This window comes from Bradyrhizobium sp. AZCC 2262, from assembly GCF_036924535.1.
Lineage (GTDB): Bacteria > Pseudomonadota > Alphaproteobacteria > Rhizobiales > Xanthobacteraceae > Bradyrhizobium.
On record NZ_JAZHRT010000001.1, the window covers coordinates 170,358 to 188,863 of the forward strand.

Annotated in this window: 16 protein-coding genes; 15 read left to right on the forward strand and 1 reads right to left on the reverse strand. The window is 61.4% G+C overall.

All coding sequences use genetic code 11. The annotated features are described in order from the left end of the window. The first annotated feature begins 73 nt into the window (after window positions 1–73). The 14 genes from V1283_RS00880 to V1283_RS00945 all read left to right on the forward strand — a co-directional run bounded on the left by V1283_RS00880 (window position 74) and on the right by V1283_RS00945 (window position 16,125). Window positions 74–1,786 carry a thiamine pyrophosphate-dependent enzyme gene (locus tag V1283_RS00880; RefSeq protein ID WP_334384572.1) on the forward strand — a complete coding sequence of 571 codons (1,713 nt, stop codon included), beginning with the start codon at window positions 74–76 and terminating at the stop codon, window positions 1,784–1,786. A gap of 844 nt (window positions 1,787–2,630) precedes the next feature. Then, window positions 2,631–3,785 carry an OpgC domain-containing protein gene (locus tag V1283_RS00885; protein WP_334384573.1) on the forward strand — a complete coding sequence of 385 codons (1,155 nt, stop codon included), beginning with the start codon at window positions 2,631–2,633 and terminating at the stop codon, window positions 3,783–3,785. A 3-nt stretch (window positions 3,786–3,788) separates the two neighbouring features. Further along, complete coding sequence (locus V1283_RS00890) at window positions 3,789–4,871, forward strand: adenylate/guanylate cyclase domain-containing protein (RefSeq protein WP_334384574.1); 1,083 nt, start codon at window positions 3,789–3,791, stop codon at window positions 4,869–4,871. A gap of 365 nt (window positions 4,872–5,236) precedes the next feature. Further along, window positions 5,237–6,889: a fatty acid--CoA ligase gene (locus tag V1283_RS00895; RefSeq protein ID WP_334384575.1), complete on the forward strand. Its 1,653-nt coding sequence runs from the start codon at window positions 5,237–5,239 to the stop codon at window positions 6,887–6,889. A 39-nt stretch (window positions 6,890–6,928) separates the two neighbouring features. Further along, window positions 6,929–7,405 (forward strand): MaoC family dehydratase, encoded by a 477-nt coding sequence (locus tag V1283_RS00900; protein ID WP_334384576.1) that lies wholly within the window; start codon window positions 6,929–6,931, stop codon window positions 7,403–7,405. Next, window positions 7,402–9,099 carry an alpha/beta fold hydrolase gene (locus V1283_RS00905; RefSeq protein ID WP_334384577.1) on the forward strand — a complete coding sequence of 566 codons (1,698 nt, stop codon included), beginning with the start codon at window positions 7,402–7,404 and terminating at the stop codon, window positions 9,097–9,099. The genes V1283_RS00900 and V1283_RS00905 overlap by 4 nt, the downstream gene beginning before the upstream one ends. After that, window positions 9,092–10,045 (forward strand): poly(3-hydroxyalkanoate) depolymerase, encoded by a 954-nt coding sequence (gene phaZ, locus V1283_RS00910; protein ID WP_334384578.1) that lies wholly within the window; start codon window positions 9,092–9,094, stop codon window positions 10,043–10,045. Before V1283_RS00905 ends, phaZ begins: the two co-directional genes overlap by 8 nt. Further along, on the forward strand, window positions 10,011–11,294 hold the full coding sequence (locus V1283_RS00915) for an acyl-CoA dehydrogenase family protein (protein WP_334384579.1): 1,284 nt from the start codon (window positions 10,011–10,013) through the stop codon (window positions 11,292–11,294). The genes phaZ and V1283_RS00915 overlap by 35 nt, the downstream gene beginning before the upstream one ends. Window positions 11,295–11,433: 139 nt before the next feature. Then, entirely contained in the window at window positions 11,434–12,507 is a 1,074-nt protein-coding gene (locus V1283_RS00920) for an alkene reductase (RefSeq protein WP_334384580.1), read from the forward strand. 24 nt (window positions 12,508–12,531) lie between these two features. Then, the gene (locus V1283_RS00925; protein ID WP_334384581.1) at window positions 12,532–12,945 is read left to right on the forward strand and encodes a nuclear transport factor 2 family protein; all 414 of its coding nucleotides are present in this window, start codon (window positions 12,532–12,534) and stop codon (window positions 12,943–12,945) included. Window positions 12,946–13,454: 509 nt separating this feature from the next. Next, window positions 13,455–13,853, forward strand: coding sequence for a DoxX family protein (locus tag V1283_RS00930; protein ID WP_334384582.1), 399 nt, complete (start codon window positions 13,455–13,457; stop codon window positions 13,851–13,853). A gap of 41 nt (window positions 13,854–13,894) precedes the next feature. Continuing rightward, the gene (locus tag V1283_RS00935) at window positions 13,895–14,767 is read left to right on the forward strand and encodes a pirin family protein (RefSeq protein WP_334384583.1); all 873 of its coding nucleotides are present in this window, start codon (window positions 13,895–13,897) and stop codon (window positions 14,765–14,767) included. A gap of 115 nt (window positions 14,768–14,882) precedes the next feature. Next, on the forward strand, window positions 14,883–15,050 hold the full coding sequence (locus tag V1283_RS00940; RefSeq protein ID WP_334384584.1) for a hypothetical protein: 168 nt from the start codon (window positions 14,883–14,885) through the stop codon (window positions 15,048–15,050). A gap of 115 nt (window positions 15,051–15,165) precedes the next feature. After that, window positions 15,166–16,125: a LysR family transcriptional regulator gene (locus V1283_RS00945; RefSeq protein ID WP_334384585.1), complete on the forward strand. Its 960-nt coding sequence runs from the start codon at window positions 15,166–15,168 to the stop codon at window positions 16,123–16,125. 31 nt (window positions 16,126–16,156) lie between these two features. Here the strand turns inward: V1283_RS00945 and V1283_RS00950 are convergent, their stop codons facing one another. Then, window positions 16,157–16,558, reverse strand: a complete 402-nt coding sequence (locus V1283_RS00950) for a DoxX family protein (RefSeq protein WP_334384586.1) — start codon at window positions 16,556–16,558, stop codon at window positions 16,157–16,159. A gap of 181 nt (window positions 16,559–16,739) precedes the next feature. Between V1283_RS00950 and V1283_RS00955 the strand changes: the two genes are divergently transcribed. Beyond that, window positions 16,740–18,485, forward strand: a complete 1,746-nt coding sequence (locus V1283_RS00955; RefSeq protein ID WP_334384587.1) for a CocE/NonD family hydrolase — start codon at window positions 16,740–16,742, stop codon at window positions 18,483–18,485. The last annotated feature ends 21 nt before the right edge of the window (window positions 18,486–18,506 follow it).

Consider the following 18,506-nt stretch of genomic DNA (forward strand, 5'->3'; position numbering starts at 1 on the left):
CATTCCGATACAAGCCCCAGGTGCGCGATCGGGTGCACGCTGTGTCAAGCGGTCACAGCAGGGATTTAGCGCAATGGGCAGGCTGGTTGCGGATATCATTGTCGAAACCCTGCAAAATGCGGGCGTCAAGCATTGTTACGGCGTGGTGGGCGATACGCTCAATCGGATCGCCGGCTCACTCGAAAAAAGCGAAATCGAGTGGGTGTCGATGCGACACGAAGAAGCCGGCGCGTTCGCCGCCCAGGCGGAGGCGCTGGTTGCGGATCGCCTGACGGCCGTTGCCGGGAGTTGCGGCCCCGGAAGCCTGCATTTCATCAACGGGCTATATGAGGCCAATCGCAATCGGGCGCCCGTCATTCTGACTGCAAGCCAGATCATTCGCGATGAATTGGGCTTCGATTTCATCCAGGAGGTCGACTTCAAGCAGGTCTACCGGGACTGCAGCGTCTTCTGCGACATGATCCACACGCCGGAGCAGGCGCGACGCAAGACCGTGATCGCCTGCCAGACGGCGCTGGCGAAACGCGGTGTTGCCGTTCTGATCGTGCCGGCGGATGTCTCCGCCTCCGTCGTGGACGACCGCATCCCTTACACGGTCCATGTCGCCAGGCCCGTCACGCGCCCGAACGATGCCGATCTCGCCGAGATCGCGGAAATTCTCAACAAAAGCGAAAATGTCGTGCTGTACGGCGGATCGGGCTGCCAGGGCGCACATCAGGAGATTCTAGCGGTTGCCGACAAACTGAAGGCGCCGATCGCGCATACGTCGCGGGCGAAGGATTTCCTAGAGCATGACAATCCCTACAACATCGGAATGACCGGGATGCTCGGCAACGAGGCCGGCTACCATGCCTTGCTCGACTGCGATGCGTTGTTGATGCTTGGTGCGGACTTTGCCTGGCGGCAGTTTTATCCCGACAAGGCAAAGATCGTGCAGGTCGATATCGACCCGACCCATCTCGGGCGGCGCCACCCGGTCACGAAGGGCGTTGTCGGCGATGTGAAGGCGACGATGGCGGCGTTGCTGCCGCTGCTGGTCGAGCGTGCCGACGCCTCGTTCCGAACGGCATACGTCCAGCGCTACGCGAAGTATCGGGAGTCGCAACTGGCCAAAATCGCTGCCGGCCACGATGGCAGCATTCCCGGGAGCTATCTGACACAGGTGATCAACCGCCACGCGGCAAAGGATGCGCTATTCACGGCCGACGACGGCACCCCGGCCGCCTGGGCCTATCGCCATATCGACGCGAACGGTCAACGCCGCATTTTCGCCAGTCTGCTTCATGGCACGATGGCCAACGGCATGCCGGGGTCCATCGGACTGCAAAAGGCGGAACCCGGTCGCCAGGTCGTGTGCATGGCAGGCGATGGCGGAATTTCGATGCTGCTCGGCGACCTGATGACCGTCGTCACACAGGAGCTGCCGATCAAGATTGCGGTCTATGACAACGGCAAGCTCGGCTTTGTGGAGATCGAGCAAAAGGCCGAGGGGATGCTCGATACCTTCACGAAGTTGAAGAATCCGAACTTTGCCGGGGTGGCACGAGCGCTGGGTCTCTGGGGCCAGACGGTTTCAAATGCGAACCAACTGGAGACCGCGGTCAAGGATTGGCTGGCGCAACCGGGGCCCGCGCTCCTGCACGTGCACGTCAACCCGATGCAACTCGTCATGCCGCCGTTCACGCAGGTAGAGCCGGCGATCGGAATGGCGCTCTATTCGACTCGCGCCATTTTGCATGGCCGGGGAGGCGATGTCTGGGAGATGGTGAAGGAGAATTTTCTCTAGCCGAGGCGTCGTCTTCCCCAGTGAAGGCGCGATGCGGCGGCGTGGCACCCCCTATCGATTTGCTGGGCAGCATGAGTGTGGTCAAGCATCGCTGCCATGGGCGGCCGCGATTGCTCAACTCGCGGGAGCTATCGGCTGTGCCCATAGCCAGATATTTTGTGGTTGTCGGAAGCGCGCTTATGGTTCTTCTGCTGGTAGCCGGCTGGTCCTTGCCGGAGCCTCCGCCGAACCTTTCTGATCGGCCGGAGATCATCGAAAGGGCGGTTATCCGGATCAGATCCGAGCGTAAGTGGCCGGAAAAGGTCGTCCTGGATACCAACCAGCCGACATTCTCGTCATCCTCCATTGAGGTGGCGCTGGCCCAGGAGTCGGCCGGATATCTGCCTGATGAAATGACCGGTCAGACCAGTGTTGTGTCCCTGGCCGAATCGATGGCCAGGCAACAGCCTGATGTTCGGCCGACCGTCGCAAATCCGCCGCCGGTGCGCGCCAGGCGCAAGAAGGTAAGGGCGGTTCGATCCTTTCACGTGGCAAGAGTCCGTAGTCCCAATGAGCTGCAGGGATTGGGTGAGGCGTGCTGTTGGTTCGAGCCAACGGATCGGCGAAGGTGCGTCGCGCGCCGTGACTTACGGACAGACAGACTGGCATTTTCTGGGGGCTGAATGAAAGCCCGATCGGGAATGGGCACAATTGTACAATACGGGCCGTTATCGGGCCGCCATGCTCAAAGCAAGCACGTTGACGTGCGAGTGGCAGGCTCCAGACGCCGTAAGCGGCTGGTGCGCTGCACAGGCGGGCAGTCGGCGGAAGAGATGCCGCATGGTACAACATCGGTGCACCAACGATGAAGATACACGCCACGCTCCCGGTGAAGGGTCGAGATCTCCGGCTTGACCTGTTCCGCGGGGTGGCAAATTGGGGAATCTTCCTGGACCATATCCCCAATAACGTCGTGAACTGGGTGACAACGCGGAACTACGGCTTCAGCGATGCGGCGGATCTCTTCATCTTCATTTCCGGCTACACCGTCGCCTTTGTCTTTGCGCGGATGATGCTTGAACGCGGGTTTATCATCGGCGCGTCGAGGCTACTGAAGCGTGTCTGGCAGATCTACGTCGCCCACGTCTTCCTCTTCGTGCTCTACCTCGCCGAAATCGGATATCTCGCGCAGAGGTATGGCAATTCTGGTTTCACCGATGAATTCAACATACGGGGCTTCCTAGCCAATCCGGCGCAGTTCCTGTTTGAGGGGCTGATACTTCGCTTCAAGCCGGTGAACATGGATGTGCTGCCGCTTTACATCGTGCTGATGGGCGTTTTCCCGCCGATCCTGTGGCTGATGCTGCGTCGACCCAATATGACCCTGGCGGCTTCGGCGCTGCTCTATGTGATGGCCAGGCACTTCGGCTGGAACCTTCCGGCCTATCCGGTCGGCGACTGGTATTTCAATCCGTTCGCATGGCAATTTCTGTTCACGTTCGGAGCCTGGTTTGCCCTTGGTGGATCGGCTCAGGCGATGCCATTCATTCGATCGCGTACCGCGTTGGTGCTCGGCATCGCCTATCTCCTGTTCGCCCTGATAATGACGATGGCGGCCCGGTTTGACGAACTGCGGTCACTGATCCCGCCGGAGATCTACGGCGCCTTCAATCTGAACGACAAAACCAACCTCGCGCCCTATCGCTTGCTGCACTTTGTCGTATTCGCGTTCTTTGTCGTTCGCCTGCTGCCACGCGATTGGGCGGGGCTGGAGTGGCGGATCTTTCGTCCCGCCATCAAGTGCGGCCAGCAGTCGCTCGAGGTGTTTTGCGCCGGCATATTCCTGTCCTTTGCCGCACATTTCGTGCTGGTCGAGGTTTCCGGCGCGGTCTGGATGCAGATCGTGGTCAGCATCGTCGGTATCTTGATGATGACCGCGCTGGCGTACTATCGGTCTTGGTCGAAGAATGCCGACAAAGCACCGACGAAGATCAAGCCGATCGTCGCAGTGGCAGGTTGAGAGGTGCCTGGGCCGCATTGGATAACACCAGACTCCATACTGCGTTATCTTGCCGAGCTCCGTTCCCTTCCTGCGGCGGCCGCGATTGCAGCCGGCATTTTTCTCATCGACACGCTGACGTCTCTCCATTTTGCGGTAGCATCCCTTTACGTGATCGTTGTCTTGATTGCCGCTCACGACCTTCATCGCCGTGGCATAGTGATCACGGGCGTCACCTGCGCATTTCTTACGGTCATGAGCTACGTGATCATGCACGGAGTTGTGGTGGATGGAGCCGCCCCGTTGCGGTTTGCGGTGAGCCTGATTTCGATTCTGATTGCCACCATCCTGGTGCTCCGGAACGTTTCGGCAAACCAGCGCGTCAAGGAAGTTGAGCGGGAGCGAGCAAACCTCGCTCGCTTCTTCTCGCCAAAAATTGTCGACCAACTCGTCGACATTCATACCCCATTTTCCTTCGCGCGCCGCCAACCCGCCACGGTTTTGTTTGCCGACATGATAGGCTTTACCGCGTATTCGTCGGGACAGCCTCCAGGCGTTGTCATCAGCGTGCTGCGCGATCTGCTTCACTTCCTGAGCGAGGCGGTTTTCTCCAATCAAGGATCGGTCGACAAATATCTGGGGGACGGGTTGATGGCATTTTTTGGCCCGCCCCTGACGAGCCCGCGAGATGCCACAAACGCGGCTATGTGTGCCCTGGAAATCGTGAAATCGATCGAATGCTGGAACCACCAGCGCACCCGTTGCAACGAGAGTGTCGTCCGCATCGCCGTTGGCATTCATTATGGCGAGGTCGTGCAAGGAAATGTCGGCGGCGAAAAACGGCTCGAACTCACCTTGGTCGGGGACACCGTGAATATCGCCAGCCGCGTTGAAGCTTATTGCCGAACTCTCGATGCCTCGGTGCTGGTTACCGGTGAATTCGTGGAGGCGCTGTCAGCAGAGGGTAGTCTGGAACTTGTGAAAGCTTTTGTCGACGAAGGTTTCCACGTTCTGCGCGGTTGCAAGGAGCCGATCCGTCTCTTTAGCGTGAGAAGAGAGACAGAGACTGCCCAGCGATTGGCTGGTCTGCAGGCGTCCGGCGGATGAAGGTGGGTAAAATGGATAGGCGAACCGGGCACCACCGTCCCCAATCCTTTTTATGTGGTTCTTATACCAAAGGGCCAACACCCCCATCGAATTCGTGCGTCGATTAGGCAACTGCATTGTCGCCTCGCCATTCTGGCGGAAAAATGCAGCAGTTTTGTCCAAGACCTCGCAACTGATGACCGGCAACCTGTCCGGCTAGGATCCGCTTGTCGTCGTTTCAGACCTTCACAAGCACCAAGCTGCGCGCGAGGCGCGGGCTGGTGCCGTGAGGTACGTTCGGCAGAAAGCTGGACCGGTGACCAGACGATCCGCTCGCTCAGAATGGCGGACGCCGAAACGGTCGGAGGAAGACAAGGGAGGCTGCCATGGTGGGAAGGCTGATTCAGACCACCAAATCGGCTTATCAGTATCCGTTGATTTTCAAGCAGCTGTGGCACACGCCGCGCGTGCAGGCACCGGATCAGGAGGTCGTCTACCGCGATTTGAAACGCTTCACCTATCTCCAGATCAAGGAGCGGATTGGTCGCCTCGCCTCAGCCCTGAGCAAAGCGGGTGTCGTGCCGGGTGACACCGTAGGTGTCCTCGACTGGGACAGTCACCGCTTTCTCGAAGCATTTTTCGCGATCCCGATGATGGGTGCGGTGTTACAGACAGTGAATGTCCGTCTGTCACCCGAACAGATCGCCTACACCATCGACCACGCGGGCGCCTCGACGCTTCTCGTCAATGATGAGTTCGTCGGATTGCTCGAGGGACTGAAGGCCCAGTTGCCGAAGGTCAAGCGGCTGATCGTGATGTCGGACCGACCTGCGCCGCAGACCGGCAGTCTATCGTTCATCGGTGAATATGAAAGCCTGCTTGCTGCGGCTGCACCTGACTACGACTTTCCCGATTTCGACGAGAACACCCAAGCGACCACCTTCTACACCACCGGAACGACCGGACTGCCGAAGGGGGTCTATTACAGCCACCGGCAACTCGTGCTGCACTCGATCTGCGGCTTGGCCCTGTTCGGTATGGCGGGCACGCAGGGCCGCTTCTCCCGCGACGACGTTTACATGCCGATTACGCCGATGTTTCACGTCCATGCCTGGGGATTCCCCTGGTCGGCGACACTCGCCGGGGTCAAGCAGGTCTATCCCGGGCGCTACGAGCCGGCGATGCTGGTCAAGCTGATCAAGAATGAGGGCGTCACCTTCACCCACGGCGTACCGACGATCCTGCAGATGCTGCTCGACGCGGCGGCTGCGGAAAATGTCGATTTGACGCGTCTCAAGATGGTGATTGGCGGTTCGGCCCTGCCGAAGGCGCTGGCAAAGCGGGCGCTTGCTGCGGGCATCGACATCTTCGCGGGCTACGGGATGTCGGAGACCGGTCCGCTTGCCGCGGTGTCCCACGTCCGATCAAAGGACCTGACCGGTGATCCGGACGGAGAGGTCGAGTTTCGCGCCAGGGCCGGTATCGCCGGGCCGTTGGTGGATCTGCGCATTGTGGATACCGACATGAAGAGCGTGCCGCATGACGGCAAGTCCGCCGGCGAGATCGTGCTGCGGGCGCCCTGGCTCACCCAGGGTTATTTCAACAATCCCGAGGGCTCGGAGCAACTCTGGGCCGGGGGTTACCTGCACACCAGCGATATCGCCGTGGTTGACGCCAACGGCTCGGTGCACATCACCGATCGCATCAAGGACGTGATCAAGACCGGCGGCGAATGGGTCTCGTCATTGCAGATCGAGGACCTGATCACGCAATGCGCCGGCGTTGCAGAGGCGGCCGTCATCGGCGTCAAGGACGAGAAATGGGGTGAGCGGCCGTGCGCGCTCGTGGTCAAGCGGTCGTCCGATATGAATAGCGTCAGCGATGCCGCCATCAAGGACCATCTCAAGGTGTTCGCCGACCAGGGCATCATCTCGAAATACGGCATTCCGCAGAAGATTCTGTTCATCGACAGCATCCCAAAGACCAGCGTCGGCAAGATCAACAAGAAAGAGCTGCGCGAACGATACGGCGACATGTAGCCGTTCGAACGCGACCGCGAGAAAATCAAGGAGGAAGAGATGGGCAACCTCACCCTTGCCGGATTGAACGAACGGGTCGGACAGGAGCTCGGCATGTCCGATTGGGTCACGATCGACCAGCCGCGCATTGACACGTTTGCGTCGTGCACCGGCGATCACCAATGGATTCATGTCGACGTCGAGAGGTCGAAGCGTGAAAGTCCGTTCCGCGGTCCGATCGCGCATGGCTATCTGACGCTGGCGATGGTGGCGCCGCTGGCGATGCAGATCGGCGTCATCCCGACCGATGCCGCCGCCGGACTGAATTACGGAATCGACAAGGTTCGCTTTCTGGCTCCGGTCCCGACCGGAGCGCGCGTCAGGCTGCGCGTTGTTCTCGCCGGGCTCGAGCCGAGAGAAGGCGGGCAGGTGATCATGAGGACCCAGAACACGCTGGAAGTGGAAGGATCGGAGAAGCCGGCTTTGGTGGCCGAGACGCTGGCGCTTCTGCTTCCAGCGGCGGGAGCGCGGCAATGAGCACGGATAATAGCGAGCCTCCAATGGAGGGGATCCCCGAAGAGGCATCCCGAAATACGCTGGCGCTCAATCCACTTGTCGGCATTCGGGGACAGGATCTCGTCGACAGCGCCGGCGTCCTGTTCAAGGCGATCGTCAATGAGCCGAAGGTCGCCGCCGAGCAATGGCTCTCCTTTCTGGGCGAACTCGGCTCGATCGTCGCCGGCAAGTCCGAGCGTGCGCCGGAGTCAGGCGACAGGCGCTTCTCCGATGCCACCTGGAAGGAGAGTGCGCTGCACGGCGGGATGCTCAAGGCCTATCTTGCCTGGGGCGATGCAGTCAGCGGCTTTGTCGACAAGACCAGCCTGAGCGACATCGACAAGACGCGGGCGCATCTGGTCACCGAAATCCTGATCGATGCCGTGGCTCCGACCAATGCGATGCTGACCAACCCGGCGGCGATGCGCAAATTCGTGGATAGCGGCGGCCGCAGCGTCTGGCTGGGATTGAAGAACTACTTCGATGACCTCACCAAGAACGGCGGCATGCCGTCGATGGTCGATCAAAGCGCGTTCAAGGTCGGAGAGAATCTTGCGACCACGCCGGGCGCGGTGGTGTTCCGCAACGAATTGCTGGAGTTGATACAGTATTCGCCGACGACACCGAATGTGCGAAAGCGGCCGTTGGTCATCACCCCGCCGCAGATCAACAAATATTACGCGTTGGATTTGTCGCCCGACAAGAGCATGGTGCGCTTCCTGCTCGACAGCGGCATTCAGGTATTCTGTGTGAGCTGGCGCAATCCCACAGCGGCGCATCGGGAATGGGGACTCGATACCTATGTCGCAGCGCTTGATGAAGCTGTCGACGCCGCCCGGGAGGTGACCGGCAGCGACGATATATCGATGATGGGATCCTGTTCCGGGGGCATCACTTCGACGGCTTATTTCGCGACACTTGGAAGTGCCGAGCAACAGAAGATCAGAAACATGGTGCTCGCGGTCTGCCTGCTCGATCCGAACACCGCCGACGAGAGCGCGTTCGGCTGCCTGATGACGCCGGAGACGATGCGCGCGGCCAAGGAAACCTCGCGGCTGCGCGGCATGGTCGACGGCCACGAACTGGCGCGAATGTTCGCGTGGATGAGGCCGAACGACCTGATCTGGAATTACTGGGTCAACAACTACCTGCTCGGCAACCAGCCACCGGCGTTCGATATCCTGTACTGGAATGCCGACACGACCCGGCTTCCAGCCGGTCTGCACGGCGATTACCTCGATCTCTATTTCACCAACCCGTTCGTCAACGCCACAAAGCTCACGTTGAACAGTAAGCCGATCGACATGAGCAAAACCACGGTCGACAGTTACGTGGTCGCCGGCATGACCGACCACATCACGCCTTGGAAGGGCGTGCACAAGACCGCACAGATCATGGGTGAGGGGACGACCTTCGTGCTTTCGAACAGCGGCCACCTCCAGAGCCTCATCAACCCACCGACCAATCCGAAAGCCTCCTTCATGATCGGGACGGTCCATCCATCCGGCCCGGACGCATTCGTGACCACGGCCGAGAAGCGCAAGGGAAGCTGGTGGCTCGACTGGCGCGATTGGCTGCATGCACGATCGGGCGAAGAGGTTGCGGTGGCTGCGTCATTGGGAAGCGACCGCCATCCCGTCCTTGCTGCTGCTCCGGGGACTTACGTCTTTGACTAACGATCCCGCCGGAAGAAACGGAGTCGCGGCGCCGGAGATCGAAGCGCGGCAAATCACGGTCGACGGGCAGTTGCTCCAGGTCGCCATCAGGCACAGCAGCGGCAGCGGGCCGCCGCTGTTGCTGTTCAACGGCATCGGCGCCAACTGGGAGCTAGCGAAGCCGTTCCTTGAAGCACTCACGAGCACGACGGCAATCGTCTTTGACGTGCCTGGTGTCGGCGGTTCACCCAGGCCGTTCTTGCCGTATCGCCCGTCGACACTGGCTCGGCTTGCCGCCGGCCTCGTTGCGGAGCTTGGCTACACAGAAATTGACGTCGCCGGCGTGTCTTGGGGCGGTGGAATCGCGCAGCAGTTCGCGCATCAATATCCAAAGCTGTGCCGGCGGCTGGTGCTTGCCGCGACCGCGCCCGGTTTCACGATGGTGCCGGCAAGCCCCTCGGTATTGTGGAAAATGGCGACGCCGCGCCGCTACACCGACAAGCTCTACATGAACAAGGTTGCGGCGGACATCTATGGGGGAGCCTTTCGCGACGATCCATCCTTGATTGGCCGGCATGCAGCCGCGATGCGTGGTGCGCGCAGCCTGGGCTACCTGTACCAGCTTCTCGCGATGAGCGGCTGGACCAGCCTGCCGTGGCTGTGGTCGCTGCCGCAGCCGACGCTCGTGCTGATGGGCCGCGACGATCCGCTGGTCCCTCCGGTCAATGGCCACATTCTGGCGGGCCTGATCCCGAACGCCGAGCTTCGGATGATCGATGACGGGCACCTGTTCTTCGTGACGCGGCCGGCCGAAACCGCTGCTCTGATCGAGACATTTCTGGCCGACGTGAGCAAGCAAATCGATCCATCTCCGCTTTCCCGATTGGCTGGCAGGGTCGGAAGTCTGATGTCGGCAATCGGAGGACGCCGCGATGCCCAGGCGCAGCATCCGACAGGGAAATCATGACGGACACGACCGCACCACCCAGCGCAGCGAGGAACCGATGGTAACCCAGCAGGCAATCGGGAAAACCGACTACGCTCCACCGCCAATCGATGGCGACTTCTACAGGATCGCCACCGTCATGAACGACAGCGAGCGGGCGCTGCTCAAACGTGTTCGCGCGTTCACGGAAGGCGTGGTCGCGCCGGTGATCGAGGATTATTGGAACCGCGATGCATTTCCCTTCGAGATTGTCCCGAAGATGGCCGAAGTTGGTATCGGTGGGGTAGGCTACCAGGGATACGGCGCCGCCGGCGGCAGTTGGCTGATGAACGGTCTTGTTTCGATGGAGCTGGCGCGCATCGATGCGTCGGTTGCAACATTCTGGGGCGTGCACACCGGCCTTTCAGCCGGATCGATCTATCTGTGCGGCGACGAGCAGCAGAAGCAGCGCTGGCTGCCGTCGATGATGCGTTTCGACAAGATCGGTTCGTTCGGTTTGACCGAGCCGCTGGTGGGGTCGGCGACATCGGGTGGAATGACGACGACCTGTCGTCGCGAGGGCGATAGCTGGATCCTCAACGGCCAGAAGAAATGGATCGGCAATGCCACCTTTGCCGACATCAACGTGATCTGGGCACGCGAGGAAGGCTCGAACCAGGTCAAGGGCTTTGTGGTGGGCAAGGACAATCCCGGTTTCTCGGTCGAGAAGATCAAGACCAAGATGGCATTGCGGGTCGTGCAGAACGGATTGATCACCCTGAGCGACTGCCGCGTTCCCGAGGCCGACCGCTTGCAGAACGCCAACTCGTTCAAGGACACCGCGAAGGTGCTGAGAATGACCCGTACCGGCGTGGCGTGGTTCGCCGTAGGCTGCCAGATGGGCGCCTACGAGCATGCGCTGCGCTATGCGACGGAGCGGAAGCAGTTCGGCAGGCCGATCGGCGGATTCCAGCTCGTGCAGGATCTGCTGGTGCGCATGCTCGGCAACGTCACCTCGACTCAGGCAATGATGCTGCGTCTCGCCCAACTTCAAGACGAAGGCGTGATGAAGGACGAGCATGCGTCGCTCGCCAAGGCGTTCTGCACAGTTAAGTGCCGGGAGACCGTCGGCTATGCACGCGAGTTGCTCGGCGGCAACGGCATCCTGCTCGAGAACCACATCGGACGGTTCGTGGCCGATGCCGAAGCGATCTACTCCTATGAGGGCACAAGAGAGATGAACACGCTGATCGTCGGCAAGTCGATCACGGGCCTGAGCGCCTTCGTCTGACGGCTGGGATGGCAGGGTGAATCCGCCGACGTCGTATCTGACATGCCGATGGGTCCCATCTGAATAAGCCGGGTTATCGGATTGCGGTGCGATCCCTAGTTGTTCCTCATGCGTCATCAAGCGCTGTCGAGGGAAAACCATGAAGCAATCATTTACGCCCGTCCGTGTCGGACGCTATACGCTGCCAAACCGTCTGGTCATGGCCCCGATGACCCGCAGCCGCGCGAAGTTAGATGGCACGCCGGGAGAACTGGCTGCCGAATATTATTCCCAACGCGCCGGCGTCGGCCTGATCGTCACCGAAGGCACCCAACCTTCCGATGACGGCCAGGGTTACCTCGCGACGCCAGGAATCTACAGCCCGGCGCATGTCGCAGGTTGGAACAAGGTGTCCGCCGCCGTGCACGACAAGGGCGGCCGTATCTTCATCCAGCTCATGCACGCCGGGCGGATGTCGCATCCCGACAATACGCCGCATCATCGCCAGGCCGTGGCGCCCTCCGCGATTGCCCCGAGCGGGCAGATGTTCACCGCGACGGGGATGCAAGACATGCCCGCGCCGCGCGCGCTGACGACCGAGGAAGTGCGCCGGACCGTCGGCGACTTCCGCCACGCGGCGCGCAGCGCCATTGAAGCCGGCGCCGACGGCGTCGAGATTCACGGCGCCAACGGCTATCTGGTCCAGCAGTTCTTCGCCCCGAACGCCAACACGCGCACCGATGAATTTGGCGGCTCGATCGCGAACCGCGCCCGCTTCGCCATCGAGGTCGCCACCGCGGTGGCCGCGGAAATCGGCGCGGACAGGACCGCCATCCGCCTGTCGCCCGGCACCCCCACGGGGGGCATCGATGAGGGCGCGGAAGGCCCGGCGCTCTACCGCTATCTGGTCGCCGAACTTGACAAGCTCGGTCTTGCCTATCTGCACGTCTTGCATGCCGGCGACGAGAAACTGGTGGGCGACATCCGCGCGCTGTGGAAGCAACCGCTGATCGTGAACCGGCCCGGCCGTCCGCGCGACCGGGTCGGCGCCGACGTGGCTTCGGGATTGGCTGACCTGGAAGCCTACGGCCAGCTGATCCTCGCCAATCCGGATTTTGTCACACGGGTGAAGACCGGTGCGCCGCTCAACGAAGCGGATCGCGCCAGCTTCTTTGGCGGCGCCGCACAGGGCTACACCGATTATCCCGCGCTCGAGGCGGCCACGGCCGCGTAAGGCGCGCAAACAAGGAGGCCTGTGATGAACCAGCATGCCAGTGAAAAGAGCGCCCCGCCGTCTGTAGGCTCAGACGCGAGTGGAATCGAGACGTTGCTCAACCGCAATCTTCCGGAAGTTTTCGGTGAAGGCGACCCGGCGCGCCGAAGGGCGGCAATTGCCGAACTCTACACCGAAGATTGTGTGCTGTACGTGCCGCCCGGTATTTTCGCCGGTCACGACGCACTGGACAAGTTCGCCGGCGATCTCCGAGCGACGCATCCCCACTATGTTTATGAACATCATGGCGCGCCCCAGGTCCTGCACAATTCGGGACGGCTGGCGTGGGGCTCGGGACCGAAAGGTGAAGCGCCCCAGTACACCGGTGTAGATTTCATTATCGTACGGGACGGCAAGATCGCGGCTCTTTATGTCTACCTCGACTCGCCGCCCACATAGAGCAGCAGGCGCACACACAAATCCGCCGACCTAAAACGACGCCTCGGCGAGTGGCTCGGCCGGTCCCCTCGTGGAGAGAGCCTGACCGGAAAAGCGACCAGCATTTTCATGCTTTTCCCGACGTGTTGAAAATGAGTCATTTTCCGTCATGGCCGGGCTTGTCCCGGCCATCCACGTCTTTCTTGGGCCGACAAGGCTAAGTCGTGGATGCCCGCGACAAGCCCGGCCATGACGAGCCAGTTGGCGATGCCCGGTTTTACGATACTGCTTTTTGAGCCAGACTCGGGGGCCGATCACGTCCGACCAGGCGCGGGCGCCTCGCGAGATCGTGCCGCCGAGAGATATCCCCATCCCGGCCGCACCGGAAACATCCATCTCGCTCCGGGTTTTGGGCATCAGCGATATATCGGATAATCCGATGGATATTATCTGAATAAATCGGCTGTTACTATGGCAGCCGGGCTCCTAGCTTCTCCTCACTGTCAACCTCACACCCAATGGAGACCAATATGAGTGCAGCTTCTATCTCATCCGTCCGTCCTTCCCGTCGTATCGGCGCCTGGACGTTGCAGGGTATCATCGCAGCGGCGTTTCTTGCCGCCGGCGCCGCCAAACTGGCCGGCGTTCCCTTCATGGTCGACCTGTTCGAGCAGGTCGGACTCGGCCAAGGGTTTCGCATCGTGACCGGCGTCGTCGAAGTGGTCGGCGCCGTCGCGCTGCTGGTTCCCGGTCTGGCTTCGCTCGGCGCGCTGTGGCTCGGCGGCACCATGATCGGCGCTGTCGCAACCCATCTGTTCTTCCTGCACACCAGCCCGGTCCCGGCGGTCGTGCTCGGCGTCCTCAACGCGCTGGTTGTCTACCTGCGCCGCGATGAACTCGTTGCCTTGCTTCGCCGGGTCAATGGCTGAGCTTCGAAACCGAGAGATGGTCAAACCTCAGGAGAACGACAATGAAGACCGATGCAGTGTTCACGCGTTCGAACCGCGATGAAGAGATTTCCCGGCAGATTGTTCTGCGCACGCGTGGACACTCGCATGGGCGCGTCACCCGGCTGGTTAGTCCGGGTGACGTCGGGGAACTGATCAAGCCGTTCGTGTTTCTCGACTACTTCGACGCCGATCCGGCGACCGCACCCAAATTCGGCTTTCATCCCCATTCGGGTATTGCGACGTTGACCGTCATTTTGGCCGGGCAGGCCTTCTACAAGGAGACCACCGGTCGCGAAGGCGTCATCGAGACCGGCGGTGTCGAGTGGATGCGCGCCAGCAGCGGCGTCTGGCATACCGGCGGAATGTTCGGCGCCGAGCGGATCAAGGGCTTTCAGCTCTGGGTCGCGATGCCGCCCGAGCTCGAACTTGCCGAACCCGAAAGCCAATACCTCGGCGCTTCCGACTTCCATTTTGCCGGTCCGGCGAGGGTTATCGCCGGCGAATACGAAGGTGTGAAAAGCATCGTCGCCTCGCCTAAAGGCATCACCTACCTCGACGTGCGCCTCAAGGCCGGCGAACGCTGGATCTTCGAGCCGGCCAAGGGGCACGACGTCGCCTGGATCGCGTCGCATCAGGGCATCGTGACGACGCCGGCGCAGGTATCGGCGGGCGAACTCGTCGTGTTCGAGGCGGGCGATCAGGCGATCGAGTTTGAAGCGCTGTCCGATGCCGGCTTCATCCTCGGCTCCGCGGTCAAGCACCCCCACGACCTCGTGACCGGTCACTACTCCGTGCACACCAACGCGGATGCGTTGCGCATCGGCGAGAGCAACATCGCCGACATCGGCCGGCGGTTGCACAACCAGGGTGTCCTGGCAGGCGCAAGAGGCTGAAGCGATTAGCGCGGTTGAAGACGTAAACGAATGGAGCAAGCCAATGTTTGGATCAGATGGAGTTCAGCTTTTGCAACGTATGGCCAGGGGCCGGCCGTGGAGCTCCGATCAGCGCTTGCCGCTCCGATCGGAACATTTCCCGGTCGAGGCCAAAGGCCGCGAGATCGTCACACCGCAAGGCCTCACGATCGCGGTCGCCAGCGATCCCGCGATGAGCGAGGAGATCGTCCGGCGCCTGAACAACAGCGACCGGAGCGATCAGGAAGATCAATGGGCGCTCTGACCGGTGTCCACGGTCGCAGGAAAGGGCTCACGGTCCGAGCTCGCCGGTTGATATGACCGCCAATCGGGCAGTAGCATCCAGCGTTTAGTATCGGTTTGATCGATAGGTAGGTTCCATGCTCGACGCCGTCTCTCTCGATCAATTGCGCACCTTCATCGCCGCGGTCGATGAAGGAAGTTTTTCTGCCGCCTCGCGCAAGTTGTTGCGCGCGCAGTCGGTCGTGAGCGAGAGCATCAGCAAGCTCGAGGAGCAGATCGGCGTGCAATTGTTCGACCGAGCCGGCCGCTACCCCAAACTCACCGCGGCGGGATCGGCCGTTCTGGGCGATGCGCGCAGCATCATCGCAGGCGTCGACCAGATGAAGGCCCGGGCCAAGGGCATGTCAGCCGGCCTGGAGCCGGAATTGTCTGTCGTGATCGACGTCTTCTATCCGATCGACGCGATTACCCAGGCGGCCAAGGAGTTTCGGCAGAACTATCCGGGCGTGGCGCTCCGCATCTATGTCGAGGCGCTCGGCGGCGCCATCCAGCCCGTGCTCGACGGCCGCTGCAGCATCGGCGTGATCGGATCGCTGCCGGTGATTCCGGATACGCTGAGTTATGAGCGGTTGCCCGGCATCGCGTTTCTGATGGTTGCCGCCCGCGACCATGCGCTGGCTGCCTACCGCGGCAAAATTCCCAAGGCGGTTCTTGGAAAACATACCCAGATCGTTCTCACCGACAGGTCGGAGCTATCTTCGGGGCGCGAATTCGGCGTTATGTCGTCCGCGACCTGGCGGCTTGCGGATCTCTTTGCCAAGCATCATTTCCTGCTCCAGGGTCTTGGATGGGGCGGCATGCCATTACATGCCGTGCGCAAGGATCTGGCAGAGGGGCGCCTTGCCGTGCTGCCGATCGAGGACGTGCCGCCGGATGGTTTGATGCTGCCGATGTCGGCAGTGTGGCAGACCAAGTCACCGCCTGGACCGGCCGGCCGATGGTTCGTCGACCGCCTGAAGCAGTTTCCGGTGGATACGGGCAAGGTGCCGAAACCGCCGGTCGGCAGGAAGAAGGCTGGACGGTCTGCGAAAGCCTAGCCGGCCAGCCAGGAGTCAGTCCCTCCAGTCGTCACGCCCTGACATTTTTCAGATCGCGCGCGTCCAGACTGAAGCGCCCGGCGCCAAAATGCGCGATCTGCAACAGCCCGCCGATGATCATGATGTTCTTGAGAAAATGGATCATCTGATTCTGGTCGGCGAAATTCCTGTGAAAGAAGATCGCCGTTGCCAACGTGAACACGGCCACGCCGAGCGCAACCGTTCGCGCACGAAAACCAAGCACCAGCAGCAGACCGCCGCCGATCTCGAAGGCAACGGCAATCGCCCAGCCAAGCGGGGCCAGCGGCAAGCCGACACTGCCGATATAGGCCGTCGTTGCCGCATAGGTGGTTAGCTTGCCAACGCCGCTCATGAGAAACGGCAGGCCGATAAGCAGGCGGCCAAGCAGCGGCAGAAACCTCGTGACGTCCATATTCAGCTCTCCTTGCAGGGGTGAGATTCGATTCCGAACGACCGCACGCGGTCGTGATCAATATTATACTTTACGATCGTAAAGTAAAATGCTATGAGTCCGGTTATGCGGTGCCGCTGTTGCAAGCCGCGATCGCAAAATGTCGGCGGCCAGCGCCGCGAAAACCGGGCGGAGACGAGCGATGATCGAGGAACGGGACATTTACGTCGCCATGCGGGACGGCACGCGGCTGGCCGTCGACGTCTACCGCCCGGATGCGCCGGGCAAATATCCCGTGCTGTACGCGTCGGCGCTGCACAACAAGGACATCCAGGGTCCCGACATCGCGGACATCCTGCCGCCGCAGCCGGCGCATGCGCCGCTCTGGTTCGGCCCGATCGAGGCGGGCGACACACGGCGCTTCATCGCCAACGGCTACATTCACGTGATTGCGCAGCCCAGGGGCTCCGCCAAGTCAGAAGGGCATTACGGCCACGAGGACACCGACCACTACGATCTGATCGATTGGATCACGCAGCAGCCGTGGTCGGATGGCAAGGTCGGAATGGTCGGTATCTCCGGATTTGCCGGCGAGCAATGGCGCGCGGCGGCGCAGGGACACCCGGCGCTGAAAGCCATCTTTCCCTATGACGCTTGCAGCGCCTATGGCGGCATGTTCGGATTCCGCGACTTCAATCCCGGCGGCGTGCTGCATTCCTTCCCTTATCTGCTCGACGTCTTCAGCACGGTGCACGAATCGCGGGATCGACCCAGTGAACTTCCCGCCGCGGAGGAGGAGCTCTGGCGCCGGGCAATGCGCAATCCCGACTACAAGCAGTACATCAACCTCTACAACATCCTCACGCAAAAGGGTCAGCGCACGTTCATCATGTATCTGATGATGACGCATCCCTGGGAACTCGACGGCACCGTCGAGCGCGCCGAAGAGACCTTCAAGAAAATCAAGATACCGTTCTATACCGGCTCGGGAGCCTACGCCTACACGTACAAGCTCCATTGGCTGGGCGCGCAGCACTACTTCGGCAATGTCGATGCGCCAAAGAAGCTGCTGTTTACCGGGCCGGCTCACCTGGAGCGGCCGTTCCATCAGCATCACGACGAGATCATCCGCTGGTATGACCATTGGCTGAAGGGGAAGAACACCGGTATCATGGACGAGCCGCCGGTGCGCTACTGGCTGATGGGCGCCAACGAGTGGCGGACCGGAACCGATTGGCCGCTGCCGGAGACGCAGTGGACCAAATACTATCTCTCCCATTGGGAGACGCTGTCGACCGAACCGCCGCGTCCGGCCTCGGAGGCAGGCGCCGCGGTCCGCGAGCCCGATGTCTTCACGCAGATGCCGGTGACGCGGACGACAAAGGTCGAGCGGCTGCGCTACATGACCGATCCCCTGCCGCACGACGTCACCGTCGCCGGCCCGATCACGCTGACGCTGCACGCGGCGATCGATCAGGAAGATACCAACTGGATTATCGTGCTCAAGGACGTCGGACCGGACGTCTCGGTTCGGACCGCGCGCGAAGGTGAGCGCGACGTTCCGTCGACGCTGCCCGAACGCGAGCTGACGCGCGGCTGGCTGAAGGCATCGTATCGGGCGCTCGACGAGAAACGTTCGAAGCCCTGGGAGCCGTTCCACAAGCTCACCCAGGATGCGATCGCGCCGGTGACGCCGGGAGAAGTGGTCGAGTACCAGATCCAGATCCTCGCCACCGCAAACCAGTTTAAGGCGGGGCACCGGATCTGTCTCGACATCACGTCGATGGATGTCCCGACCGGCACCGGCGCAATGACCAATGTCGAGTACATCCCGTACCACGTTTGCAGCAGCAAGACCGTCACGCACCGGATCTATCGCGACGCGGACCGGCCGTCGCATCTGCTGTTGCCGATCATCCCGGAACCCGCTGGCCGACGTCCGGCCTGACGCCGGCACAAGGAGGAAGAA